The following is a 25,395-nucleotide window of genomic DNA, read 5'->3' as shown; positions in this document are numbered from 1 at the left end:
TCCCAGCAGCTTCTCAACCGAACTATTCTTCTACATTACAGAGTTCCGCTGCTAATTGCGGCAGAGTCAGAGTAAAAGATGTGCGCCACAAATTGTCAGCTTCTGAACTTTCGGCCGGACAGCTAGACACATCAATAGTACCATTCAAGTGCTGCACTAAAGACTTTACCAGAGCCAGACCCAAACCCGTACCGGCGATAGCTTGGTCAGTAATGCCAGTGCCACGGCGGAACTTGTCAAAGATGTGGGGCAAATCAGCAGCCGAAATGCCACGCCCGAAATTAGAAATACTCAGGACAATATAGCCGGCTGCCTCAGACGCCTCCAAAACTACCGCCGTTCCAGAAGCAGAGTATTTTCCAGCATTCGTCAGCAATTCCAGCAGTATCCGATTGAGAATGTCCGGGTCAGTTTCCCAGCAAGGGGTCAACTTGGGCAAATCCACCTTCAGAGTCAATTGCTTATCCGCCCACTGTTTTTCAAAATCCCCAGCTAAATCTTGAAATAAACGGTTGAGATCGATTTTGATTAGAGAAATCGGGACTTGCTGAGGCTCAAACTGCTTGAGGGCTAGCAAATCGTTAACCAGAGCAGTTTCCTTAGAACACTGCTGTTCTAGAATGTCGAGATACTTAGTCCGACTCGCTGACGGCAGTTCAGCTTGTTTGAGCATCAGAATCGCCAGCTTCATGATTGTTAAAGGGGTACGCAACTCGTGACTCAGAGTGCTGAGAAACTCGTCTTTAATCAGCTTCAATTTCCGCATTTGCTCTAGCTGATTGGCAGATTGTTCGTACAGTTTCCCCTGCAGGTCGAGACTTTGCTGCAACTGAGCGGTTCTGTCGAAGACTACGCTTTGCAATTCCTTAAGCCTTTGAGTTTGGATAATCATCTTGCTCGCTTGAGCGCTGACTGATTCGAGAACTTCTAATTCTTCCGAGATCCAAGTGCGCGGCTCGGAGTGCTGCAAAACCAAGAAACCCAAAACTGTTTCCTGGCGGCTACCGCCCGTGAGGGGAACCAGCAGCAAGCCGCGAATGCCTTGGAGTTTCAAAATTTCTGTGGCTGCCTCTTGTTCTTTGGCGATTAATGCGCCTGCGTCAGCGAGGGCGAGGGGTTTGGGTGCGCTGTGGAATGCTTGGTGGCACAAATTAGATTCTGACAGCCAAAAAGCGGGAGAGTTATTTGGTTTTGAGTTAGGGATTTGGGATTGGGAATTAGCAGTTTTATCCTTGTTTTTTGTTTTGGATGTTGAGCTTTTTTTTCCGATCGCGCTTTGCGATCTTGCCTGTTTGTTTGGAGCTTTTTTTACAACGGATTCGCAAACTAATTCGACTTTCGCTTTGGGAGTTTGATTGGGGGAGCGAGTTGTAAATAGAGGATCTGTATATTTCAAGAGTAGGATTTGGCCTCTATCTACTTCCAGGGTAGCGACGGTATTTTCAATAACTTGCTGCAATATTCGATCGACTTCTGAATTTGTGTCGATCGATGCAGCAACTGACCTGAGTAGATTTTTGTATTTAGCTTGTCGCTGTAACTGTGCGTTTAAGCTGGCAATTTCTTGAGTTTTTTGAAGGTGAGAAATCGCGCTGCCGATCGCGTCTGATGCTGATTCAAGGCGCTGGCGATCGGCTACCGACCACTCGTGAGGTTGCAACTTACCAAGAATCATCATGCCATTTACAGCCCCTCCAAATCGCGCAGGCCCTGCCAAAATTGCCCGAAAAGGCAGTGGAGTCACAGGGGAATTGGGGGATGAAGCTGCCGGACTATCTTGATAGTCGGATATCGCCAGTATCTCGCCGTCTGCTAGGACGTTTGCCCAGACGGGATGTTCGAGTGATATGCTAGGCGATTTTAAGCTTGTGGTTTGGGGGTGTTCCGGTGTTTCAGTGGAATCGGCAACACCAGCCACATAGGGAAAATCACTGCTATTTTGCCAGTAAGCATTCGGATGTACTGCTTTGTGGTCAACCACAGCAGTAACCAAACAGAAATCTGCTCCCCATGCAACCCCCAAAGTATTGGCTATTTGCAGCAGCAGGATTTCTCGATCGAAGCTGGTCGCGAGAATTTGGGAAATTTGTCGCCCGATAAGGGCAGGATCGACCTGGAACTGCATAAGACGATCCAAAAAGTTTTGGACTGATACTGGTTCTGGGATTTGCGGTAAATGCAAAGTGCAAGACTCTGACGGCGATCGGTCGATCGAAGTAAACTCTTGACTTCCCTGGCGATCGATCATGGCAACCAAGCCTTTATTCTAAGATGTTTGAGCCGGCTCCCGCTGCCAATCTAGAACCTCTCCATAACTGTCGGCTTGACCGTTATGAGCCTGCTTTCTGTGTTTGTGCAGCCGATCGGCGGGTCGATCGATATGTGAAAATATACCCCGATCTGACCGAGTTCTATTTTCCTGTTTTTTACCCTTCGATCTGTACGGGATGAACTTTACCATCCTTTACCGGATGATTATCAATCCCATTCCCGCTAATTTTGGCGGTTATTAGTAGTATGAAGTTTTTCTAGAGACCGCTTAGTGACACCCATCTCCTCACCCTGTGATGTTTCCTCTTTAAGTTTGTGATCTTAACAAATTTTTATTTTGATACAAATGGGCCGATCGAGTAACGCCGATCGCAAAAATTCAAAATCCCCAAATTATCACTCATAACGCCGGCTGAGAGTTTCCGAGTTTTTACTCCACAACTCATTTTTCACAACACCTAGAGCAGCGCGGCGAACTCTCTTGTTAAATTTATCAGAAAAATGGGTCTAAAACCCCGTCGTTCTACGACGGCTTTGAGCTAGAATAGAGAAGTCTACAGGCTCAAGACGCGTTGAAATAGCTACGATAAGAGCGCACCTAGACAGTTTGGAGGGGCAATGCTTAACTGCAACCCTGAAGACACCAAGCTTTTTGCTTGAGTACAACGAAACATAGTCGCCTAGCGGGCATTGGGAGACTCTAAACGGACGTGGAGCGACGGTAAGACTACTTTGGTAGCGCGTTGCTGTGAAGCGTTAAGGAATCCTCGCTCATGAAAGGACGAGGAGGTATGTCAATTATTTTGTGCTTCCTGTTGGGCTTTATCGCTATTTTCGCGGTAAAGTGCCGTCCGGTTCTGAGCCGTTGTGTAGCGGGGATGCTTGGAAGGCACAGCGGCCATCAAATCGGAAGCTTGCTGCCACTTAGCAGCTACGACTAACCAATCCTGGCGAGATTGAGCGGTTTTGCCCTCGGTGGCTGCTTGTTCGGCTACTCGCACTGCTTGGGCAAAAGAGTCACCAGCAGAATTAACAGTCTCCTTAGAAATTTTCACAGCAGGTTTTGCCTCCGAGGGAGCGCCAGTGGCAACTGCTTGGGTGGTGGCTTGTGTGCTGTTTGGCACTTGGGAATTAAGTCCTTTGTGGATGGCGGCGGCAGCAGCTAGCAACAGCACACTCAAGCTGATGCCGCCGACGATACCGCGCTGAAATTGCCGCGGTTGCTGCATCGATCGAGGTATAGCCATTCTCGGCAAAGCCCGCTTGCCTCCTTGAGCGTGGCGTTGGTGATGGTTGCTCAGAGCTAAACGCTTGAACAAATTCGGCTTTCGGAGTTTAATTTCTTGAGACCACAACAGTTGATTTTCGGGATCGCGGCTAATTTCTTCGAGCCACAGCAGTTGGTGTTCTCGGACAAGCCGGCTGTTGATGTTGACTCGGCGAATATTGTGGGGCGAAATGCGTTCCAAAATTTCTCGGACTCGATCGACCAAACTAGACTCTTCGAGCAGTTGGGGCGTTGCAGCTTCGCACAGCAGTTGCAGCACCCCGTCTGCAAACACGGCTCTGGCCCTGACGCCTACCTGTGCCAGTTCGTCATTAAGGATTTGAATAATCGATGCAACCGAGCCCTCGCGAGCTTGTCGAGCAATGTCATCTATTGGATTTGCCATAAAACTATCTTGACGCTTAGCAATCTGTTAATTGTTAACCCAAAGTCTCGGATCTAATTTTTACTCATACAGGTTATCACTGACACTGCCAGGTTAAAATGAACAGATGCAAATTTTGCATACCGATCCACTTAAAATTATCACCACAGCATCGAGCGAGGCTAACAGGAAATAAACTATGGGTAAAGTAATTAGCGGTCAAATTTTTGTTGTAGACGACAACATCGACACAGATCAAATTATCCCGGCCGAATACCTGACCCTGGTTCCCTCGAAGCCGGACGAGTACGAGAAACTAGGCAGTTACGCTATGATTGGGTTGCCCGATCGCTACGGTAAGTTTATCGAAGCCGATGAACAGAAAACCCGGTATCCGATTATCATAGCTGGCGAAAATTTTGGCTGCGGTTCTTCGCGGGAGCACGCTCCGATCGCTCTGGGGGCCGCCGGCGTCACAGCGGTGGTGGCTTTGTCTTACGCCCGCATTTTCTTTCGCAATTGCTCGGCTACTGGCGAATTGTACCCGATCGAATCAGTCGATCGGCTCTGCGACTTGTTTGTAACGGGCCAAGAAGTGACGATCGACTTTACAGCAGAGGTAATTGTCAACCACACTCTCGATCGAACTTTCTCGCTCAAGCCGTTAGGAGAAGTAGGGCCGGTGATTGATGCCGGAGGGTTGTTTGAGTACGCGCGCCAAACGGGAATGATTGCGGCTCGCTCTTAAGTTTTAAAACCCCTGCAATGTCAGGGCTGTTTCGGGGCAACCACGGGGAGTAGGGGTCAGATTGCCCCTACGGAAAACGATGATTGTGTAGGGGTAGTGCTACCCCTACTCCCCGTGCCTACCCTCCCCATCCACGATTTGCTCGTGTTTCAGAGATTGGGGCAGCCACGGGGGGCTGCCCCTACAAGAGAATGAAACAGCCCTACCTGCAATGTAGGGTGCACGCCCGATCGCACCTTACGAGTATCTGATACTTTTAATCCAGACAATCTCCGACAACCTGAGAGAATCCGAATATAGCACGCTCATCACACTGGTCCCAGAGCATGGTGGTATCCCACAAAGCTTTAAGGAAAATCCCTAAAGCGCTACTCAAACTGGGTGTTTTCTAACCACAGTTGGGGCCTTTAAAAATTTTAGAGCCACCTAACTTTTATGGCTCTCACCGTATTTTGCACAAATTTTGGAGGTGTATTCTTCACTGGTTTTGACCAACCTCGAACCGCAAGGATTACAGAGATGCTCTCAAGCGAAAGCTTGAGAGAAGTGAGAGAAAGTCCAAGTCATCATTACTGATGGTTTTATGCAGGCTACTTCAGTCTACACCAATTGTCATGAGTATTACCTACAAGTCTAGGAAAATATCATCCTAGCAATTGCTCCCTGTTCAAACCCATCCAATGTAGGGTGCGTACCAATTTTCTCAAATCGAGTCAATAAAATTCAATAAAATACGCTGGTGAGCAATCCCAAAAGGTCGCACATCTCCTGACTGCTCAGAAAAGCATTTTCCCGCCCGAATCTGCTCCGGTGTCAACAACTTCATATCCCAACCCTCAAGCAAAACTAAATCCTTGACATCCGCACTAAGTTGTGCATGAAAAACGTGGCGAACCACATCTTGTTCGACATCGCAACAGAAAAAAGAAACACTTGCAGGAGCATAACTAATTTCTTCTTTCAATTCCCGCAATACAGCCACTTGGGCAGTTTCTCCCGGTTCCAAGTGTCCGCCAAACAAAGCCCAATGTCCGGGATATCTGATATGAGGAATATCGTCTCGCAACTGACAGAGAAACTTGCCGTCTTGGTATAAAATCGCGATCGCAACGTGAATTTTAGTCATTAGTCATTAGTCAGTAGTCAGTAGTCAGTAGTCATTAGTCATTAGTCAGTAGTCAGTAGTCATTAGTCATTAGTTATTTAACAGGAATACACGGATTAATTATCGAGTATTCCTCACATATTAAATAAATAAGGCAGAGGGAACCAAGAGCAATTATCAAATAACCAATAACAAATAACAAATAACCCATGCTTATTTCCCCTTGTCTGAACTGGGAGTGCGCTTTAATTGTTCCCTTTCCTCAACATAAACTTCACCTAAATCTTTTCCGGCCAATTCCTTCAGAGTAATACTCTTGTAGCGGACTTCTCCCTTCAGCAACACTTCATCGCCAAGCTGGGGCAACTCTTGCTTGGTTAAAATCCACATACTGCCAGTACCATCGTCAATTTGATAAGCCGCATTCCCTACAAACGGAGCGCGATTTTCTACCTTTCCCCGGAGATAAACTTCACCATCGACTTGTCGCTTTTGTTGAACGTCGCCAATGCTAGCAACATTAAAGCCAAGATTAAGTTGAGACATGGGTAAATTGCCACAACTGAAGAAACCGCTGGCGAGGATTAGCGACAAAGAGCTGGTACAGAATCTTTGAACCCAAACTTGCTTATTTGCAGTAGTCATTGGTCAACTGATTTGAGATTTGAGATACGACTTACTTTAACAGAATCCCCAGAATCGATCGCAAGTAAGAAATTTCTCTAGTGGAGTCCTTGGCGGGGATTAAGCTAAAATCTAAAATCGTCAGCCCCTAACCCAGAGTCTACAATGGATGCCAAAACTGCTCAAATACTAGATGGCAAAGCTTTAGCGACAAAGATTCAAAGCGAGCTGAGCGATCGAGTCCGCGCCCTACAACCCCAAAAGGGGCGTCCTCCGGGACTGGCGGTGCTGATGGTGGGGGACAACCCAGCCAGCGCAGCCTATGTTCGCAATAAAGAGCGAGCCTGCGCTAAAGTTGGCATAGCTTCCTTCGGCCAGCATTACCCCGCAAACGCTACTCAAGCCGAACTAGAACTTGCAATTCGTGCACTCAACGAGGACGATCGAGTAGATGGCATTTTAGTTCAATTACCGCTACCAGAACACTTAGATGCAATTTCGCTGCTGTACCAAATTGCCCCCGACAAAGATGCTGACGGACTTCACCCTGTAAATTTAGGCCGTCTCGTGCGCGGGGAGGAAGGTTTGCGGAGTTGTACTCCCGCCGGAGTGATGCGGTTATTGCAGGAATACCAGATTGATTTAAAAGGAAAAAATGCCGTTGTTTTGGGACGGAGTATTTTGGTAGGTAAACCGATGGCGCTGATGCTATTAGAAGCCGACTGCACTGTTACTGTAGCTCATTCGCGATCGCAAAACTTAGAATCGATTACCAATCAAGCCGATATTTTAATAGCTGCAGTCGGCCGCACAGAAATGATTACACCTAATATGGTCAAACCTGGATCAGTAGTAATTGATGTCGGTATTAACCGCGTCGTCAATCCAGACGGTACGAGTCGTTTGGCCGGAGATGTTAATTTTAATGCTGTTAAAACAGTAGCCGAATTTATCACGCCGGTGCCGGGAGGAATCGGGCCGATGACTGTTGCTATGCTTTTGGAAAATACCGTTTCGACTTATATTGAATACGGTTCTAATTGAATTATGACCCACTTGTGAGCCAGTATTGGTTCAATTAGGGTTAGTAATCTACCAACACACAGAGATTTTAGCTATGGCTTTAAAACCCGATCCATCAGGGATAGTGCGCTTAATTGGCGACAACACCTCGGAATTCATTCAACTTTCTCCTGGAGATGTAACCAACTTCCCTTTAGGAGCTTGGGCCCTCGATGGCGACGATACAGTAGATGGCTCAGGGGCTAGCGAGTTAATCCTGGGAAATGAAGGGGAAGATTTTCTCGCAGGTTTTGCAGGCAACGATTCTTTATTTGGGGGAAAAGGAAGAGATGCCCTGGATGGAGTTGAGGGAAATGACTGCCTCAGTGGTGGTCTAGATGCTGATTTCCTTAGTGGAGGGGGTGGCGATGATATTTTATTTGGGGGTAGAGGCAATGATGTTTTAGACGGCGGAGCGGGGGATAACACTCTGGTTGGCGGCTTGGGCAGAGACTACTTAATATGTGTTGACAATAATTTATGCGTTCTGGGAATAGATCCTGCCACTACAGATATCAATTCTAGTGATGCGATCACAAATTTTGATCCTGATGTGGCTCGCATTGGATTAGCGAGTGGCTTAACGGTGAATGATATAGTGTTGGAGCCGGTAGAGAATGTGACCTTCACATATAGGTTCGATCTGTCGCCAGCTTTACAACCAGTGATCCCAAATCTGGTCAGCATTAACGAACTTTCTTCAGGAACTCTAATCAGAGTCAGGAATTCTAACGTGATTTTAGGTTATGTAAAGTATGTCACCCCTAATGAACTAGAAAGCAGGATTGTTTCCGTTCAGGGTTTCTAATTTCAGGAGAATCACTGGTGGTCTGACAAACTTATCATATTGTTAGCCCTAAATTAACTGCTGATATTTACAGGACTTACGCAGAAACGCTAGTAGTAGGGTGCGAAATACGCACCCTACTACTATGGGTAGTGTAAAATTTGACTGTGCAGCGTAAGTCCTGTAAAATTCTTTACTCTTTGAGTCCGCCTCGGGGTACGAAAGTTGGTGTAGTAACGATTTCAAGCTCGGAGCGAAATCACTAATCACTAAGATTTACCGTGAGAAATTATTGATAGCAACAACGCGAATTCGGGCTTGTCAATCCAGACGGTACGAGTCGTTTGGCCCCAGATGTGGATTTTAATGCTGTTAAAACAGTAGCCGGATTTATCACGTCGGTGCCGGGAGAAATCGGGCCGATGACTGTTGCTAGGCTTTTGGAAAATACCGTTTCGAGTTATATTAAATACGGTTCTAATTGAATTATGACCCACTTGTGAGCCAGTATGGGCTCAAGTAGGGTTAGTAATCTACCAACACACAAAGATTTTAACTATGGCTTTAAAACCCGATCCATCAGGGATAGTGCGCTTAATTGGCGACAACACCTCGGAATTAATTCAACTTTTTCCTGGAGATGTAACCAACTTCCCTTTAGGAGCTTGGGCCCTCGATGGCGACGATACAGTAGATGGCTCAGGGGCTAGCGAGTTAATCCTGGGAAATGAAGGGGAAGATATTCTCAGAGGCTTTGCAGGCAACGATTCTTTATTTGGGGGAAAAGGAAGAGATGCCTTGTTTGGACAGGAGGGGAATAACTCCCTCAATGGTGGTCTAGATGCTGATTTTATTCTTGGAGAGGCTGGCAATGATATTTTATTTGGGGGTAGAGGCAATGATGTTTTAGACGGCGCAGGGGGGGATAACACTCTGGTTGGCGGCTTGGGCAGAGACTTGTTAACTTGTGGGTTGGGCAATAATTTATGCGTTCTGGGAATAGATCCTGCCACTACAGATATCAATTCTAGTGATATAATCGAAAATTTTGATCCTGATTTAGATCGCATTGGATTAGCGAGTGACTTAACGGTCAATGATATAGTGTTGGAGCCGGTACAGAATGTGGCATTAACATATACGATCGATTTCCCGCAAGCTTTACAACCATTACTCCCTCCAGGTCCGGCCGGCGCAAGTGGATCTGCTTCAGGAACTCAACCCAGAGGCGGAATTACCGGAGTTTATTCAGGAACTCTAATCAGAGTCAGAAATTCTAACACGATTTTAGGTTTTGTAGACAATGTAACGCCTAATGAACTACAAAGCAGGATTGTTTCCGTTCAGGGTTTCTAAGTTTAGGACAATCAGTAGTGAGCTGACAAACTGATCAGAAGTACGGTGCGTCGCTGTGAGATGGTATATCGGATTTGAATATTTAAGGGTGGCGACGCACCCTAATGCTTTTAATCAAGCTCAATGTCGCATTCGCTCGTTTAACAGCCCTCGGAAGTTGGCTGTATTCAGACGGATGGCTCTTAATGCTGTTATCAAGAAACCACTCTCAAGCGTAGCTTACGACAGAAAAGACTACGGGTTGCGATGAATGATGACTACAGGATGAAAATTCTCCAGCCCTTGTGCCAAGCCTGATTGAGATGCTCTTACCCTGATTGCGTGGATTTGCATTTAGAATGGAAACGCTGGAGAACATAAGCGCAAATAAATATCCCGTTGAGTATCAGAAAAAGCTCTTCTGCCATGCATGATTCTAGTATTGTCAACCATTAGAATATCCCCTGTTTTCCAGGATATTTCTGTAGTTATTCTCTCAGCCACTTCATTTAGCTCTGAAACAATATCATCAGTAATTTCGGAATTATCATCAAAAAAAACGGTGTTTTTAGATCTATGTTTTGCTGGTAATAAGCTGCTAATAAAGGTCGAATATTTTCCACATCTACTTGGATGTATTGCTGGACAAACATATTGAAGATCGATGGATTCATCTGCGTTTATTTGCAATAGTAAATTATTTCTTCTACAGGTCTGTTCTACTACTCTTAAGTCGGTAGTTTTGTATTGCTTTTGCCAAACATCCTTATCCAAATGACCACAATATTTTAATTTTTTATGAGCAAATAGCTCTTTGATTGGACTACTGAGTTCATTGAAAAATTGCCTTCCATCACATATTATTGTTTCACCGTTTTCTGATGCTGGATGAGCACAGAAGAACCAAAGCATCAACGGAATATCTCGCTGATAGTACATTTCTCCATGCAATTTAATCTCATCATTAAAATCATTGACGCTTAAAATAGTTGCATTCCCATTAATTACTCGGCGATTAAACACGCCTCCGGTGTAATCCCGAAAATCTTTACTAAGGGAGTTAGTGAATTCGGTAAAAGTAGCAACACTATTTTCAAACCCTCTAAAAAGCAAGACACCATAAGATTTAAACAGGTTAATAATTTCTTCCCTGTCCAGGTCTAAAATATTGATATTATCCGTATTGATGATTTGTTGACCAACATTTTCTGATAAAAGCTGTGTATTTACCTTCATATCTATCTCCTCGCTAGTTTCTATTTTGTACAGAGGGTGGTTGAAACAATCACTGCCGATTCCTTGAGATTTCTAAATATTCCTCAATTCAAAATTCATCAAACCTGCTTTACTCCAGCAGTTCAGGTTGTTGATGTACGATTAATTCGTAAAGCGGTTGAAAGCTAAACCAGCCTACCTGATGTGAGCCTACCTGGCGCTGCGCCAGACGAGCATTGTCGGAGTCGATGAGGATGGGAGTGCCAGCCGCCTCTGCCATCAACTGCGCCTGACAAGAACGTTCCATTGCGACAAACCACCAAGCAGCTTCATCAACTGAATGACCCACAGTGAGTAGACCGTGGTTGCGGAGGATAATGGCTTTCTTCTCCCCTAGTGCTGTTGCTATGCGCTTGCCTTCCTCAAGCTGGAGAACTACTCCGGTGTAGTCATCAAACAGGCTGTGGTCTTCGTAGAAGGAACAGGCATCTTGGGTGAGGGGGTCGAGGAGACGACCGAGGCTAGACCAGCTTTTGCCGAAAATTGAATGAGCGTGTGCTGCTGCCACCACATCAGGACGGGCTGCATGAATTTGAGAATGGATGGCGTAAGCTGCCGTGTTAATAGGCTTGTGCCCCTCTATAACTTCACCTTGATGGTTCACCAGCAGCAGGTCGCTGACCCGGATGAGACTGAAATGTTTACCCAACGGATTGACCCAAAAGCAATCCAGGTGTTCAGGGTCGCGGACGGTAATGTGTCCCGCGATGCCCTCACTAAACCCAAAGTGTCCAAACAGACGTAAGGCTGCAGCAAGGCGCTGCTTGCGATGACGGCGTTCTTCCTCAACCGTAGCAAAGGTCGGAGGCTGGAAGATGGATTGAAGTTCTTTTAAGGTAGGCATAGAATGCGTGTCAACTTAATTTGACAGGGCCCGGTTATTTTAACCTAATTTTGCTCTTCATATAAAATTTCAATAGGAATTCTTGACAGCAACAACGCGAATTCGGCGATAATCTGCAATCCAATTACCATCGCGGTACAGAGCCGATCGCAAACGCTCTTCAACGGAGTTAATTACCTGCGATCGCACATCATCAGACAACCCCGACAAAAACCCGCCAGCAAACATCTCAATCCAATTTACCATACCCGCGCTGCCACCTTCCAGGGGAGTCGGGCGATCGAACAAAACCGCATAACCCACATCAAATCCCTGCTTTTCCAAAAGCCCAGCATACTCGCCAATACTCGGAAAATACCAAGGATTAAGCGCTTCAGGCTCCTCACAGCCAATTTCTGACAAAACACTCAAAAGTGCGCGGACGATCGCCCCCACGTTCCCCTTACCGCCAAACTCAGCCACAAAACGCCCTCCCGGCTTCAGCGCTTTTTCCACACAATTAATCACAGCATCCGGCTGTTTAATCCAGTGCAAAACCGCATTAGAAAACACAGCATCTAACGGCTCTTCTACTTGAAAATTCCTCGCATCTGCGACAGAGAACTTAATGTGAGGATAGTTATCTTTTGCCGCAGAAATCATCGACAAAGAGGAATCAATACCTTGCACAAAAGCACCCGTTTGAGCAATCTTTTCAGTTAACTGTCCCGTACCGCAGCCCAAATCCAGAATTTGTTCGCCAGCCTTCGGAGCGAGTAACTCCAAAAGCGATTCGCCGTACTGCCAAACAAAAGCATGATTTTTCTCATAAAGAGCGGTATTCCAAGAATTTTGTGCCATGATAACTACCCTAAATCTGTCTTCTATTTCTCTGTGTTCTCTGTGTTCTCTGCGGTTAACAAAAAACCTTCTTCACAAAACCAATCCAATTATTTGTTAGCGAGTTGGGCTATCGCACTTCCCTCGATTCGGCAAACCCTAATATTTTCCAAAATCCGCGCTCCCTGCTTTTCATAAAAAGCAATTCCCCGCCCATTGCCAGTATTAACAGTCCATTCCATACGCCCGCAATTTGTGGACTCAGCAATTTTTGCCAAATACTTTAACAGCGCTGTCCCGACTCCGATACCGCGCATAGGAGCTTGCACAAATAAATCATCAACCCAAAGACACGGCTGCGTCAATAAACTTGAATAAGAAGCATAAAACATAGCAAATCCTACCGCTTTTCCCGCAACTTCCGCCAACAAAACCCGCACTAGCGGAGGCTGGCAAAACAACGTTTGCTGCAATTTATCTGCTGTTGCTGCTAACAAATTTTTAGAGCCATCAAACTCGCTTTTTTGGGAAATAAAATCCACGATTAATTCCAAATCTGCCAGCTCTGCTTCTCTAATTTTGATATCCAAATTAGCCATTGTTTAATTCTCCACTTCGCCTATTAATCACTGTATGAAATATCATCCTCAATGTCCAATATATGTTTAACTAACAACTTATACTTTTAAAATATCAATCATGGGGACTTATGGAACTTCGGCATTTGCGTTATTTCCTTGCAGTTGCAGAGGAACTGAATTTCACTCGCGCAGCCGAAAAACTGCATATTGCCCAACCTCCGCGCTCGCCAACAAATCCAGCATTTAGAGGCAGAGTTGGGGTTTCAACTGTTTCGCCGCACCAAGCGGACGGTGCATTTAACGGCAGCGGGACAGGTTTTTTTCGAGGAGGCCGGGAAAATTCTGCAGCAAGTCGATCGAGCAATTCAACTCGGCCGACAAACCAGTCGGGGCGAACTCGGCCAACTGACGATCGGCTTTGTGAGTTCTGCAGCACACAACGTGGTTCCAGCCATTTTGCAGGCGTTTCGCACTCGGTGTCCCGCCGTCAAGCTGGAACTGCACGAGCTGACGACCAACGAACAGTTGCAGCGACTGCGGTTCGGGCAAATTGATATCGGCTTCGTGCGCCCTCCGGTTGAGGAAGACGGGATAAATTCTGAAATCGTTTTTCGAGAACCGCTGATAGTGGCACTGCCAGAAACGCATCCGGCGGCCGATCGCACGCATCTTGAATTACGCGAACTTTCCACGGAACCGTTCATCCTCTTTCCCCGTTCCCTGGCTCCGGGATTGTACGATGCGATCGTCAGTCTTTGTCAACAAGCAGGTTTTAGCCCGATCGCGGCTCAAGAAGCAATTCAAATGCAAACCATTGTCAGTCTGGTAGCGGCCGAGATGGGAGTGGCGATCGTCCCTGAGTCGATGCAAAATTTCCAGCGCAGCGGGGTTGTTTACAAATCTTTGCCAGAATCAACCTGCATTGTGGCGATCGCTCTAATTTGGCGCAGCGATCCAACGGCGGCGGTGCAGCGGTTTTTGGAAGTCGCCAGACAAATCAGCGGATTTGAGATTTGAGATTGTAAATTTTAGATTGACTCGCAATTTGACAAACTTATCAAAACTCAAAGATTTTCTGTGCAACAACACCCGTAGAATGATTAATTGATGCTCGGAGTTCGAGCAACTACTGCCGTAAAAGTCGGCACGATGCGACCTGAACGGCTCACAATATCCCATATAAATATTAAGTACAAGAGAGCAAGGGATGGTATTGGCAACAGAAATGGGTTCGTCCCAACCGGAATCCTCTTTCGACCTATCTACTTATCTAGTCAATCGAAAAGAGGCGATCGAGGTAGCTCTCGACAGTGCACTGCCGGTCATCTACCCAGAGAAAATCTACGAAGCAATGCGCTACTCGCTGCTAGCGGGGGGCAAGCGCCTGCGTCCGATCCTGTGTCTCGCTAGCTGCGAACTGGCCGGCGGCACTACATCTATGGCAATTCCGACAGCTTGCGCTTTGGAAATGATCCACACGATGTCGCTGATTCACGACGATTTGCCGGCAATGGACAATGACGACTACCGGCGTGGCAAACTGACGAACCACAAAGTCTACGGCGAGGATATCGCCATTTTGGCTGGCGATGGTTTGTTGACCTATGCTTTTGAATTTATTGCCACTAAAACTGAGAACGTACCCCCCCAGCAGGTGTTGCAGACGATCGCCCATTTGGCGCGGGCATCGGGTGCTGCTGGACTCGTAGGCGGTCAGGTGGTTGACTTGGAATCCGAAGGAAAGACAGATGTTTCTCTGGAAACTTTGAATTACATTCATGCTCACAAAACAGGGGCGCTGTTAGAGGCCTGCGTAGTTTGTGGGGCGATTCTGGCTGGGGCCTCAGCAGCAGATTTGCAGCGGCTGTCTCGTTTCGCTCAAAATATTGGGCTGGCTTTCCAGATCATTGACGACATTCTGGATATTACTGCTACTCAAGAAGAACTGGGCAAAACTGCTGGCAAAGATGTTCAAGCAGGAAAAGTCACTTATCCGAGTTTGTGGGGAATTGAGGAGTCTCGGCGCCAAGCTTCGCAGCTTGTTGCTGATGCTAAGGCTCAATTGGCAGTGTTTGGGAGCAAAGCTCTACCGCTGCTGGCGATCGCCGATTTTATTACCAGCCGCAGTAACTAGAAATACTAAACACTATGCAGGAAATTTGCAGCGGCATCTTAAACAATCATGTACTCGTGGTTGCTTTGCTTGCTTGTCTGGCGGCTCAGATCATGAAGTTGCCGATCGAGTTGGTCAAAAATCGCAAGTTTAATCTTCGGTATTTGGTAACAACGGGGGGAATGCCCAGCGCTCACTCGTCTTTTGTGGGCGCTTTGGCTGCTGGAGTGGGACAAACGATGGGATGGGAAAGTCCAGACTTTGCGATCGCTGCGATCTTTGCAATTATTGTCATGTACGACGCTGCAGGCGTTCGCCAAGCAGCAGGCAAGCAAGCTCGCATCCTCAACCAAATTATTGATGAGTTTTTTGAGGAAGATCACAACCTTAATGAGGCTCGCCTGAAAGAGTTGCTAGGACACACTCCTTTTCAAGTGCTTGTAGGTTTGGGGCTGGGAATCACTATTGCTTGGATCGCAGGGCCTGCATATTAGTTAACTGTTAACTGTTGACTGTTGACTGTTGACTGTTAACTGTTAACTAATGACTACTGACCGAATTCTGCTTGCAGCAGGTCATCGTTGTCATCGGCGATCGTGGCGACAATAGTAATAACCCGAGAAATTTCCCCGGCCGAGATTTCGGCGATCGTCCGAGTAGATATTACCGCAACTTGATTGTCAACAATCGCAAAATGAGATTCCAAAGTAGACAGCCAATTCATTTCTAGAAGTTTCCGCATTAATTGAGCTTCATTCTTCGCCGGCAACTGCAGTACAAAAGCCCAAACAGTCAAAGTATCATCTTCGGTGTCGCCGGTGAGTTGCACGAACACTTCAACACTGCCGTACTTAAACTTCCAAAGATGTCCGCCAGCTTCATTTTGACCGACCATCACTTTTTGGTCTACAGCCATGCTGGCGATGACAGTTTCAATTTCTTCTGCATAGGTGACGGCTGTGGCTTTTTCGACCTGCTCGGAGGCGATCGCGCTTTCACTCGATAGGCTTTCTGCGGAAGCTGTTTGTATGTTCGGCTCGCTGGTAGTCATAATTATATTTAGATGGAAAACTATTCCAATAATCAGTTTACTGGCTAAAGCTTAAAATTATGATTTTAAATAACTGGTTCCGAGGCTATGCCAAGGAACCAGTATATCTCGCTTGTTTGCGGAGGCAGACGCAAGTTTGACTGGCAAAGCGGTTTCAAGCAGGTGCGCGATCGTTTTTAAGCCTTGGGCTTAGTCGCCGCCGCCTTCTTCTCAATGTTATTCAAGCCGTTGAGGAACATCGGCACCAATTTCTCCACAAATGCCTGGGGGTCGCGGTTCCAGGCGCGCTGAGCTACATCGACTCTGGTCATTTGCAGATCCGGGGCCAGGAGGGTTCTGGGCAAGCGTTCCATCAGGTATTGCGGGCGTTCCCACATCGGCATGGTGTTGGCAATATCCACGAGGCGGGTGACGCGACGGAGTTCGGCCCCCAGCATGATATCCATTCCCGATTCAAATGCTGCTTGTTCGATCGCCACATACTTGCGCTTTGCCTGTTCCACCTTCTGGCGGTGTTCCGGGCTTTTGTCGGCAATTTGGGCCAGCCAGCGGTTGCCCCAGCGGACGTGACCAGCTTCTTCGGGAAAAATCTTTTCGATGGTTTCGCGGATTTTGACGTTTTCTGCGGTTTGGGGAGCCTGTTTGAGGGCGTGGATGTGCGCTGAGAAATATTCGCATCCCCGCTTCTCGGTGACGTTAATCGCGGCGAGGGAAGAAATTACAAAGTCTTCGCGGTCTTTGGTGGGGTCTTTTTGCTCGCTGTCGAGCAACCTTTCAAATTCGTCAATATAGGAGACTCCTGGTGGCGTTCCCACATTTTGGCCGATGTCTACCAGCAAGTCGGTGAGCCACATGGCGTGCCGCGCTTCGTCGGAAATGTGCCGGGAAAGATCGCGCACGAGTTCTGGCGGATTGCCGTCGAGCTGTTCGATCAAGTCGGTGAGGTCTTTGCAACTGCGCTGTTCGCTGTAGCGATAGCGGTTGAGGGTGATCAGGTGAATTTCGCGATCGCGCACCACTTGAGCTAAAATTTCGCGCGCTCCCATAGCGTTCCGCAGCTTGCGGGGATAGGCAACAGTCATGCTTTTATGTTGTTTTGTAAAGATACCTATATAAGTGTAACGCAGTTTTTCGGCTTCCTAATTCACTCGCAAGGCAGAAAGTTATTGTTTTGCACGGAGATTGAATTTTTTACAGACAATTTTTTTACTAGCTCAACCAATGACAATAGTTTTGAGTTGCGAGTCATACCATTTTAGATTTTAGATTTGAGATTTTAGATTAAAAATGACTGATGACTATCAGGGTTTGGAGCTTTTCTACAGTTTGATTATTTTTTTAAACTGCTATCACGCAAGGATTGCGCGGATCGCACCAAGCAACCTCATACACTCAAAACTTTTCAGGTTCCGTCGAGTCTTTTGCCTCAACACTAGCAGACTCTTGTTGAAATTTTCGCGCCTCTTCTACTTCTAATCTAGCCAGAGTTGTCGCCACATCGGCTAACTGTAAAGCCAGATTCATCCGACAAATCGGGTTTTTTTCCCTCCAGAGGTCTTTTGCCAAGAAATGCACTCGCGGGGCGAAACATTTTAATTGAATTTGGCGGAGTAACTTTCACCAGAAAACGAGCGAGAAGCCCCTGGCTACCGACATGGGGAGGAAAGCGGCTGCGACTTCAGTCGCCTTGAATCAAAATCCATAGGAATAGCCATCTTTTTTGTGAATAGGTTGGCAATATTTATGACTAATTCCTGCTACTCTTCCCTTCATTGTAGCGATGTCGAACGAACCGGATGCACGGCAAAGAACTCGTCCCACGTAGGAACCGACTTTCTTGCCTGCGGTGACTGTCGCGCCAACAATATCGCCAGTTTGAAAACCCACATGGATCTGCTTTTTTGATCTATGTCGAATTGGGAAGCCAAACCGATCCGTGCCACACATTTGTCGAGTACCGTGTCCTGCTGCTTTTATTAGCAGCGGTTGAGAAGTCAGCACCTTTAATTCTTCGACTTTACCTACGCAAGCAGCATCTAACCAGTGAGATTTAGGTAGCTGCAAACGAGTGCGATTGAATTTTGTCAAGCCGCCACTACCAGTAGAAACTGGTAAACCAGTCATACGGAGTTGATTAAATAACGCCCAGCGAGTCGAATTAACGGCTGCTGCGTCTTTTAATGGACGTTTTGCTTGAGACAGGATCTTTTTCAAGACATCTGGCTTCTTAGAGAGGAATTGCTCAATGCCTTGAGTTCCTTTCTTGACATTGCATTTTTCACAGGCAAGACAAAGATTAGAAATGCGATTAGATCCGCCTTTGGCTTTGGGATGAATATGTTCGACTTGTAGTGGTGTATCTGTAGCTCCACAGTACGCGCACTTTCTATCCCACTTATTCAACAAATATTCGCGGATCTCGTAACCCCATAAAACGCCTTGCTGATACTCCAGTCCACTAATCTCTGGATTTTCTAGTTGTTGTAAGTCAAATCGCACAAGTTCTTGAGCAATAGAACCAATGGGAGCGACTTTCATCAATCTAGTTGCCCAGGTTAGGGTTGTTTCGACACGATGTTGTAGGCTTGGAGCCAGCCACCCTTTCGGGCGAGTTCTATTTAAAAATTTCGCTTTTCGATAGCGAGTATGGCGATTTCTTCTGCTCCTACGCAGTGAACGGCGAGATTCCAAGCTAGCTTTAATTGATTGACCTCGGTGAGCTAGTTCTGCACCAAAGATTACGTCCTCTCCTTGCACTAATGCGATTCCAGTAGTTTTGGAGCCAGGGTCTAATTTAAGAGTGATTGGTTTTTGGGGTGCTGTTACCTCTACTTTGAGAATGAGTGTGAATGGATACCTTTTAAAAACAGCAGCTTTGCCAGTGGTTAGCAATTTGCGAGCCAATCCTGGGCGGATTGGATTGAGCGGTCGTTTGTGACTATCAAGTACAAAAACGAAATTAGACATAAAGTCCTCCATTCCTGGGTAATGTTCGCTCCCTTGAATGTTTTATGAGCTTGTTATGCCAAAAGCACTGGTTTAACCCCGCCCGAGCCTGTTTAACTTTTAGCGATAGAGCGGAAAACTAGCGTCGCATTCTCCGGTATCATGACTCAAAAAACGTAGGTCTAATCCTGTCTCTGGTAAGGTTCGGGCTTTCTTCTTGCACCGCTCGGAACGAGCCGGACTTCCCAAAAGCCCCCGCTTTTAAGCGTGGGGTTCCTTACGGTCATAGTCTTTCTTCGGTTGAAGTTTGAATGCCCAGCAACACCCGTTCTAGCTCCAAGTAAACAAATGTCAGCATGATTACTTTATCTTCATCGGTGATTGTAACACTACAGGTTGCCGATCGAGGTTCAACGCCTTCGTGCCTGACAACTACAGTATATTTTCCCTGCTTCAGGTTATCAAAATTCACATCGGCCTCAAACAGGTCAACTGTCTCCTCGGCCACCACTCGTCCTTCTTGAGTCAGTAAAGTGACAAACGCAATGCCGTCAACTGAAGTCATGGCGACGTTACTCTGATTGCGGATCATCACAAAAATATCGGACATCATTGGGTCATTGGTAATTGCTAATTGCTAATTTAGAATGAGTGCATAATCTCACAAACAAAGGAGCATAAATACAGTGAATTATTTCAAGTTTTTGCTAATTTTGACTATTAGTGCAGCGGTTCTAGGTTTGGGAAAAAGTGGGGCCCTAGCTGCTGTCTGGAATATCTCTGAGAATGAGCCTGGTTTGCAGATTCACAGCGTGCGGGTTGCTCAAAGGGAAGAGCGCAATTTAAGCAACTCAAAAGGTACATTAAAAGAAGGCAGTGCCATCTCTATCGATCCAGATGAAGTTACGGGCATACCACAAGCTGAGGCGCGACAGCGTTTCATTTTGAATAAGATATATCGGGTTCAGGAAGGCACTACCGCTGACGATTTGTTTATTGTTGATGAGAAAGCAAATAAATGGGCTGTAGAGGATGTTTCTGAGGCTACAATGGGCCCTACTACTAACAGCGTTGCCCAGATAGTGTCGGGTAACGGGAGAGTTTGGGCGCTGATCCAGAAGTTCTAAATAAAAAAAAACGCCGCTTTTAAGGGCGGCGTTCTTATTAATTAAAAATCACAGGTTAAAAATGGTATAATTACCATTTTTAAGTTTTAATTTTCAATTATTAATTTTCTAACAGTCGTAGTAGAGAGCAAACTCGTAGGGGTGAGGACGCAGCCGCATTGGGTTGACTTCGTTGTCGAGTTTGTAGGAAATCCAGGTTTGGATGAAGTCTTCGGTAAATACACCAGTTTCAGTTAAGAAACTGTGGTCTTTTTCTAAAGCTTCTAAAGCGCCTTCCAAGGAACCGGGAGTCGAAGGAATCTTGCTCAATTCTTCAGGGGAAAGGTCGTAGATATCCACGTCCAAAGGTTCGCCCGGATCGATTTGATTCTTGATGCCGTCTATGCCGGCGCACAGCATGGCTGCAAATGCTAAATAGGGGTTGGATGTGGCATCGGGACAGCGGAATTCTAACCGCTTGGCTTTGGGGTTGGTTCCCGACAACGGAATCCGCACTGATGCCGATCGATTTCCTTGAGAGTAAGCTAAGTTTACAGGCGCTTCAAAGCCCGGAACTAAACGCTTGTAGGAATTGGTCGTGGGGTTGGTGATTGCCAAAAGTGCCGGTGCGTGCTTGAGAATGCCGCCGATGTAATGCAGTCCCATTTGACTGAAACCAGCATATTGATCGCCTGCAAATAGAGGCTGGCCGTCTTTCCAAATCGACTGGTGAACGTGCATCCCGGAACCGTTGTCGTTAAACAGCGGTTTGGGCATGAAGGTGATGGTTTTGCCGTATTTTTTGCCGACGTTTTTGATGACGTATTTGTAAGTCAGCAAGTAGTCGGCTGCTTGTACTAAAGTTGCAAAGCGGAAACCGAGTTCGCATTGACCGCCGGTGGCGACTTCGTGGTGGTGCTTTTCGATGGGTACGCCGCATTTTGCCATTGTCAGCAGCATTTCCGTTCTCATGTCTTGAGAGGTATCGGTTGGTGCTACTGGGAAATAACCTTCTTTGTAACGCGGTTTATAGCCGAGGTTGCCACCTGCTTCTTCTTTGCCGGAATTCCAACGACCTTCGATCGAATCTACGTAATAGTAGCCGGAATTTTGGGTTTGGTCGAAGCGAACGTCGTCAAAAATAAAGAATTCTGCTTCCGGGCCAAAGAATGCTGTATCGCCGAGACCGGTCGAAAGCAAGTAGTCTATGGCTTTTTGGGCAATGGTGCGGGGACAGCGACTGTACGGTTCGCCCGTGCGGGGTTCTTTGATGCTGCAAATGAAGCTGATGGTCGGTTCTGCCATGAACGGGTCCATCCAAGCGGTGGTCGGATCGATGACCATCGTCATGTCTGATTCGTTGATGGCTTTCCAGCCCCTAATGCTGGAACCGTCGAAGGGTACGCCGTCTGTGAATGCGGTTTCGTCGATTTGGTCGTGGTACAGGGAAAGGTGCTGCCAGATCCCCGGCATATCGATGAATTTGAGGTCAACGATCTGGATCTTATTTTCTTGTATGTAGTTTAAGGCTTCTTGGGGTGTCTGGAACATGACTTACTCCTGATATTGGTTGTGTCTTGGCGATCGGCCGATTTCAGACTGTTTGGGCGATCGTAGGCCTTCAGTATCCACTATTTTGTATCTATGGCTACAAAATTTTGAAATAGTGGCCCAGTGCGGCCGGGCAGTTTGAGATTCTTGCCCTGTGGATTATTTTTCGGCTGAACATATAAGGCAAACGGCTGAATTTTACGACAGTTTGCCGCGGATAGACTACCCTTCGTGAAAATCCTATCTCAAATCTTAATCAAACGCCGATTTGTAGTAGTCTACAATAGGCGGTCTGTCTCAGATAGCAAAGTATTGATAAAGATTTTTGGGAGAGAAACTTATGCGCGATGCAGTGACGAGCCTGATTGAAAATTATGATGTTGCTGGTAGGTATTTAGACCGAGATGGTATCGATCGGTTGAAATCTTATTTTGCAACGGGCACGGCACGGGTACAGGCGGCGGCTGCGATTAACAGCAATGCTGCGGCAATTGTCAAGCAAGCTGGTATCCAGCTATTTGCTGAACAGCCGGAACTGATCCGCCCCGGGGGAAATGCCTACACGACTCGTCGCTACGCGGCTTGTCTGCGGGATATGGACTACTACTTGCGCTATGCTACTTACGCCCTGGTGGCTGGAAGTACCGACGTGCTGGACGAGCGCGTGCTGCAAGGTTTGCGAGAAACTTACAATTCTCTAAGCGTTCCCATTGGCCCGACGGTGATGGGGATTAGCATTATGAAGGAGATGGTTAAGGCTCAAGTGCAAGCTGCTGGCTTGTCTGTGGGGCCTTTTTTGGATCAGCCTTTTGATTACATGATTCGCGAATTGAGCGAACAAGATATTTAAGTCAATTTGCTGGTTCTTTTAGCAGCAAATTGCACTTGTTGCTTGTACTTAGCAGCAGTTGGATCGATCGCTTTTTTTGGCCTCACAGCCTCCAAGCGATCTTTTTTTATGGGTTAGACAATTATAGATTAAAAATTATAGATTAAAAATTATAGATTAAAAATTATAGATTAAAAATTTTAATAATGGGGAATGACTAATGAATTAAGGCTTTGGAGCTTCCCTATAATTGCATGGTTGTTTGAAACTCGTGCTAAAAATCGCCAACACATCCCCAGACGAGGCATTTGTTGAGGGGATTTTTGGTTTGGCCCAGATTGATTTGTGCGACGGTTGTTGCTTCTACTTCGCCATTGGGGTAAAGAATGTGGATGATGTCACCGCTGACGAAGGCGAGGGGATTTTCTTGACAATTGCCCGGATTTCTGATAGGAAAGTTAATTGTTTTCATTGTCGATCGCCCGCATGGTATTTGTAGCGCTTTTAGCTGCATATAAATCATCCGCTAGTCGGAAAAATTATTGTGTGATTCTACGGATGTTTATCGGTGATAAAACTACACACTCAGAGCGATCTCAGTCACATAATGTAAGCTGGGGGCGATCGCCCCGCGACAATCGCAAAACCAAAATAATCGCCAAAAATTAGCAGTGGGGCTTGTGCGTAAGTGCTAATCTGGTACTGTTCTTAACCCTATCCGTACAGATTAAAAACCTTGGCTAAACAGCGACTAGACACTTTATTGGTCAGCCTAGATTTGTGCAGTTCCAGACAGCAAGCTCAGGCCTTGATTCGGACTGGGAAAGTCTCCATCAACCAACAGATAGTTGACAAACCGGGCACTGAGGTCGATATTGCCGCCAAAATTCAGATTAAAGAGCGATCGCGCTATGTTTCTAGAGGCGGCGACAAATTAGCCAAAGCTTTAGAAGTTTTTGCGATTCCCGTTGCAGGCAGAATTTGTCTCGACGGCGGCATTTCCACAGGCGGTTTTACCGACTGTTTGCTGCAAGCCGGCGCGGCCCTAGTGTACGGCGTAGATGTTGGCTACGGTCAAGCAGATTGGGGCTTGCGTAACGATCCGAGGGTAATTTTGAAAGAACGCACCAATTTGCGGTACATGACTGCTACTGAGCTTTACGGCGACTCTGCGCGAGCAGATTTGGCGGTAGTAGATGTGTCGTTTATTTCCCTGGATAAGATTTTACCGGCGCTGTGGGAATTGTTGGTACCACCGCGAGAAGCGGTGTTGCTGGTAAAGCCGCAGTTTGAGGTAGGGCGCGAGAGAGTCGGGAAAAAAGGGGTAGTGCGAGACTCAGCAACTCAAGCTGATGCGATTTTTCAAGTGTGGAAGGCAGCCACAGCTTTAGGATGGCAGCAACGCGGCTTAACGTGGTCGCCTTTACTTGGCCCGGCCGGTAATATCGAGTATCTTTTATGGTTGGGGATCGATCGCGAACAAGAAATAGATCCCAGGGCGATCCTCTTCGAGGGCTGCGCTAACGAAGAGGATGTTGTGAAGGAACGGATCGCACAAGTCACCAAAGCGGCGGCGCGGGAACTTGTCGATCGATTGTAGATTGTAGATTGTAGATTGATTTCAAGATGTCAAGGTAATCTATTTTAAAAGTCAAATTAGGAACTCCAGATTGCTCTAAAATTTCAATTTTTTTGTCAATCAGACTCCTAAACTTTCACAAGAGTGAATAATTCCATGCAATCATTCAAACAAGCCGGGTCGATTTTACTCTACGTTCTAGGTGCCATCGGGTATGTGGCGATTGTAGCTACTATTGTAGGCGTTTCACTTCTCATCAAGTGGGCAGCTCTGCTACTGGCAGACAAATTATTATATACAATTCTGATTATCGGCGATTTGTTGAGAGGCATCGAAATTATCGAACTGTTAAATATATTGGTATTTGCATTTATCGGTATGGGAGTGGGTGTGGCGACAAGGCTTCTACATCCTCAATACGGTCGCAAAATTAGTGCGGCTTTGTTGATAGTTATAGTTCCCTTAGTTTTCATGATTACGCCCGCCATCAGATATAATTCTTGGCTGGAAAAAGTAGGAGAATCCGATAAATTATCGCCTCCGGAAACTGCCACATTAACTAACTCATTTTTGAACAGAAAGGTAGGACTGCCTGGTTTTATCGGTTATTACGTATATAGTGGTCAGTTTCCGGTTATTCCGACGAAACAATCTGAGATGAAAGACCTTGACAGCTTTGAAAAAAAAGTTAATTCCAGATTTGTACAGTTCACAGGTATTGCTCCGACTATTGTTTCTTGGTCAATGCGGGTTTGTTTTTGGCTGATTAGAATATTTTATTTTTCTATAGCGGTAATTGCGACGATCGCCCATTTTAGGGAAGGTGTTAGAATTGCCAGACGGTAATACGATTTTGGATTTTGGATTTTGGATTTTCGATTTTAGAATTGGGAATTACTGATGAGTATGGTGGTTGGGAGTTTACCTACAGTTGCATACTTTTTTGACCATTGTGTAAGAATACAAGCAGTAGGGTGCGTCCGATCCTAGCTCTTCGATTATTCGCAAATAACCATCTGCTGACGTACCCTACTCAACTACTAGGGCGTCGGTTCAGTATTAGGAGTTGACAAAAAAAGGAATTTATGAAATTAGCCAGTGCATGAGTTCGACTCTA

At 46.4% G+C, this 25,395-nt stretch carries 27 protein-coding genes and 2 pseudogenes; 13 read left to right on the top strand and 16 right to left on the bottom strand.

The features are described 5' to 3' along the window. Positions 1–22 precede the first annotated feature (22 nt). From QT992_RS22690 to QT992_RS22680, 3 genes are all read right to left on the bottom strand, one after another. Complete coding sequence (locus tag QT992_RS22690; protein ID WP_333338522.1) at positions 23–2,248, bottom strand: GAF domain-containing sensor histidine kinase; 2,226 nt, start codon at positions 2,246–2,248, stop codon at positions 23–25. Between the two features lie 18 nt (positions 2,249–2,266). Beyond that, on the bottom strand, positions 2,267–2,461 hold the full coding sequence (locus tag QT992_RS22685; protein ID WP_333320190.1) for a hypothetical protein: 195 nt from the start codon (positions 2,459–2,461) through the stop codon (positions 2,267–2,269). A gap of 604 nt (positions 2,462–3,065) precedes the next feature. Continuing rightward, positions 3,066–3,944 (bottom strand): hypothetical protein, encoded by an 879-nt coding sequence (locus QT992_RS22680; protein ID WP_333338478.1) that lies wholly within the window; start codon positions 3,942–3,944, stop codon positions 3,066–3,068. Between the two features lie 178 nt (positions 3,945–4,122). Between QT992_RS22680 and QT992_RS22675 the strand changes: the two genes are divergently transcribed. Then, the gene (locus QT992_RS22675) at positions 4,123–4,671 is read left to right on the top strand and encodes a LeuD/DmdB family oxidoreductase small subunit (RefSeq protein ID WP_333320194.1); all 549 of its coding nucleotides are present in this window, start codon (positions 4,123–4,125) and stop codon (positions 4,669–4,671) included. Between the two features lie 703 nt (positions 4,672–5,374). Here the strand turns inward: QT992_RS22675 and QT992_RS22670 are convergent. After that, entirely contained in the window at positions 5,375–5,797 is a 423-nt protein-coding gene (locus tag QT992_RS22670; protein WP_333338481.1) for an NUDIX hydrolase, read from the bottom strand. A 192-nt stretch (positions 5,798–5,989) separates the two neighbouring features. Beyond that, positions 5,990–6,421, bottom strand: coding sequence for a DNA-binding protein (locus QT992_RS22665; RefSeq protein WP_333338484.1), 432 nt, complete (start codon positions 6,419–6,421; stop codon positions 5,990–5,992). A 144-nt stretch (positions 6,422–6,565) separates the two neighbouring features. Here QT992_RS22665 and folD point away from each other — a divergent pair, with 144 nt between their 5' ends. From folD to QT992_RS22645, 4 genes and pseudogenes are all read left to right on the top strand, one after another. Beyond that, on the top strand, positions 6,566–7,444 hold the full coding sequence (gene folD / locus QT992_RS22660) for a bifunctional methylenetetrahydrofolate dehydrogenase/methenyltetrahydrofolate cyclohydrolase FolD (RefSeq protein ID WP_333338487.1): 879 nt from the start codon (positions 6,566–6,568) through the stop codon (positions 7,442–7,444). Between the two features lie 73 nt (positions 7,445–7,517). Next, entirely contained in the window at positions 7,518–8,270 is a 753-nt protein-coding gene (locus QT992_RS22655) for a calcium-binding protein (RefSeq protein WP_333338489.1), read from the top strand. A gap of 320 nt (positions 8,271–8,590) precedes the next feature. Then, a pseudogene (locus QT992_RS22650) lies at positions 8,591–8,734 on the top strand (bifunctional 5,10-methylene-tetrahydrofolate dehydrogenase/5,10-methylene-tetrahydrofolate cyclohydrolase); the annotation flags it as partial. A 73-nt stretch (positions 8,735–8,807) separates the two neighbouring features. After that, a complete protein-coding gene (locus tag QT992_RS22645) occupies positions 8,808–9,605 on the top strand; it encodes a calcium-binding protein (RefSeq protein ID WP_333338493.1) in 798 nt (265 codons plus the stop codon). 333 nt (positions 9,606–9,938) lie between these two features. On the opposite strand, the gene QT992_RS22640 is transcribed toward QT992_RS22645, so the two are convergent. From QT992_RS22640 to QT992_RS22625, 4 genes are all read right to left on the bottom strand, one after another. Beyond that, entirely contained in the window at positions 9,939–10,820 is an 882-nt protein-coding gene (locus QT992_RS22640) for a TauD/TfdA family dioxygenase (RefSeq protein WP_333320208.1), read from the bottom strand. Positions 10,821–10,929: 109 nt separating this feature from the next. Then, on the bottom strand, positions 10,930–11,703 hold the full coding sequence (locus tag QT992_RS22635) for a class II aldolase/adducin family protein (RefSeq protein WP_333320210.1): 774 nt from the start codon (positions 11,701–11,703) through the stop codon (positions 10,930–10,932). A gap of 69 nt (positions 11,704–11,772) precedes the next feature. Beyond that, positions 11,773–12,570, bottom strand: a complete 798-nt coding sequence (locus QT992_RS22630; protein WP_333377787.1) for a methyltransferase domain-containing protein — start codon at positions 12,568–12,570, stop codon at positions 11,773–11,775. A 62-nt stretch (positions 12,571–12,632) separates the two neighbouring features. Beyond that, complete coding sequence (locus tag QT992_RS22625) at positions 12,633–13,121, bottom strand: GNAT family N-acetyltransferase (RefSeq protein ID WP_333377784.1); 489 nt, start codon at positions 13,119–13,121, stop codon at positions 12,633–12,635. 110 nt (positions 13,122–13,231) lie between these two features. Between QT992_RS22625 and QT992_RS33705 the strand changes: the two are divergent. The 4 genes and pseudogenes from QT992_RS33705 to QT992_RS22610 form a co-directional block, all read left to right on the top strand. Beyond that, positions 13,232–13,285, top strand: a pseudogene (locus tag QT992_RS33705) (hypothetical protein); the annotation flags it as partial. Between the two features lie 25 nt (positions 13,286–13,310). Next, entirely contained in the window at positions 13,311–14,120 is an 810-nt protein-coding gene (locus tag QT992_RS22620; protein ID WP_333377782.1) for a LysR substrate-binding domain-containing protein, read from the top strand. A gap of 190 nt (positions 14,121–14,310) precedes the next feature. Beyond that, a complete protein-coding gene (gene crtE, locus QT992_RS22615; RefSeq protein ID WP_333179856.1) occupies positions 14,311–15,237 on the top strand; it encodes a geranylgeranyl diphosphate synthase CrtE in 927 nt (308 codons plus the stop codon). 14 nt (positions 15,238–15,251) lie between these two features. Continuing rightward, a complete protein-coding gene (locus QT992_RS22610) occupies positions 15,252–15,710 on the top strand; it encodes a divergent PAP2 family protein (protein WP_242722198.1) in 459 nt (152 codons plus the stop codon). Between the two features lie 53 nt (positions 15,711–15,763). Here the strand turns inward: QT992_RS22610 and QT992_RS22605 are convergent, their stop codons facing one another. The 5 genes from QT992_RS22605 to QT992_RS22585 form a co-directional block, all read right to left on the bottom strand. After that, positions 15,764–16,267, bottom strand: coding sequence for a YbjN domain-containing protein (locus tag QT992_RS22605; RefSeq protein ID WP_333206429.1), 504 nt, complete (start codon positions 16,265–16,267; stop codon positions 15,764–15,766). A gap of 176 nt (positions 16,268–16,443) precedes the next feature. Next, the gene (locus tag QT992_RS22600) at positions 16,444–17,349 is read right to left on the bottom strand and encodes a ferritin-like domain-containing protein (protein WP_333338505.1); all 906 of its coding nucleotides are present in this window, start codon (positions 17,347–17,349) and stop codon (positions 16,444–16,446) included. A gap of 310 nt (positions 17,350–17,659) precedes the next feature. Further along, entirely contained in the window at positions 17,660–17,791 is a 132-nt protein-coding gene (locus tag QT992_RS22595) for a hypothetical protein (protein ID WP_333320225.1), read from the bottom strand. Positions 17,792–17,959: 168 nt separating this feature from the next. Beyond that, entirely contained in the window at positions 17,960–19,234 is a 1,275-nt protein-coding gene (gene iscB, locus QT992_RS22590; RefSeq protein ID WP_333320227.1) for an RNA-guided endonuclease IscB, read from the bottom strand. Positions 19,235–19,496: 262 nt separating this feature from the next. Further along, positions 19,497–19,826 (bottom strand): hypothetical protein, encoded by a 330-nt coding sequence (locus QT992_RS22585; protein WP_333140756.1) that lies wholly within the window; start codon positions 19,824–19,826, stop codon positions 19,497–19,499. 73 nt (positions 19,827–19,899) lie between these two features. Between QT992_RS22585 and QT992_RS22580 the strand changes: the two genes are divergently transcribed. Beyond that, positions 19,900–20,340 (top strand): hypothetical protein, encoded by a 441-nt coding sequence (locus QT992_RS22580; RefSeq protein ID WP_333338513.1) that lies wholly within the window; start codon positions 19,900–19,902, stop codon positions 20,338–20,340. A 108-nt stretch (positions 20,341–20,448) separates the two neighbouring features. Here QT992_RS22580 and glnA read toward each other — a convergent pair whose 3' ends face one another. Further along, positions 20,449–21,870 carry a type I glutamate--ammonia ligase gene (gene glnA, locus QT992_RS22575; protein ID WP_333057654.1) on the bottom strand — a complete coding sequence of 474 codons (1,422 nt, stop codon included), beginning with the start codon at positions 21,868–21,870 and terminating at the stop codon, positions 20,449–20,451. Positions 21,871–22,210: 340 nt separating this feature from the next. On the opposite strand from glnA, the gene apcB reads away from it, so the two are divergent. Beyond that, complete coding sequence (gene apcB / locus QT992_RS22570) at positions 22,211–22,720, top strand: allophycocyanin subunit beta (RefSeq protein WP_333036060.1); 510 nt, start codon at positions 22,211–22,213, stop codon at positions 22,718–22,720. 253 nt (positions 22,721–22,973) lie between these two features. Here apcB and QT992_RS22565 read toward each other — a convergent pair whose 3' ends face one another. Continuing rightward, positions 22,974–23,171, bottom strand: coding sequence for a hypothetical protein (locus tag QT992_RS22565; RefSeq protein WP_333338516.1), 198 nt, complete (start codon positions 23,169–23,171; stop codon positions 22,974–22,976). Positions 23,172–23,435: 264 nt separating this feature from the next. On the opposite strand from QT992_RS22565, the gene QT992_RS22560 reads away from it, so the two are divergent. Further along, the gene (locus QT992_RS22560) at positions 23,436–24,299 is read left to right on the top strand and encodes a TlyA family RNA methyltransferase (protein WP_333338519.1); all 864 of its coding nucleotides are present in this window, start codon (positions 23,436–23,438) and stop codon (positions 24,297–24,299) included. Positions 24,300–24,434: 135 nt separating this feature from the next. After that, positions 24,435–25,124, top strand: a complete 690-nt coding sequence (locus QT992_RS22555; protein ID WP_333320234.1) for a hypothetical protein — start codon at positions 24,435–24,437, stop codon at positions 25,122–25,124. Positions 25,125–25,395 lie beyond the last annotated feature (271 nt).

This window comes from Microcoleus sp. T3_D1 (assembly GCF_036700405.1).
GTDB lineage: Bacteria > Cyanobacteriota > Cyanobacteriia > Cyanobacteriales > Microcoleaceae > Microcoleus.
Note: the sequence above shows the minus strand (reverse complement) of the source record. Positions and strands in the feature narration are given on the sequence as shown.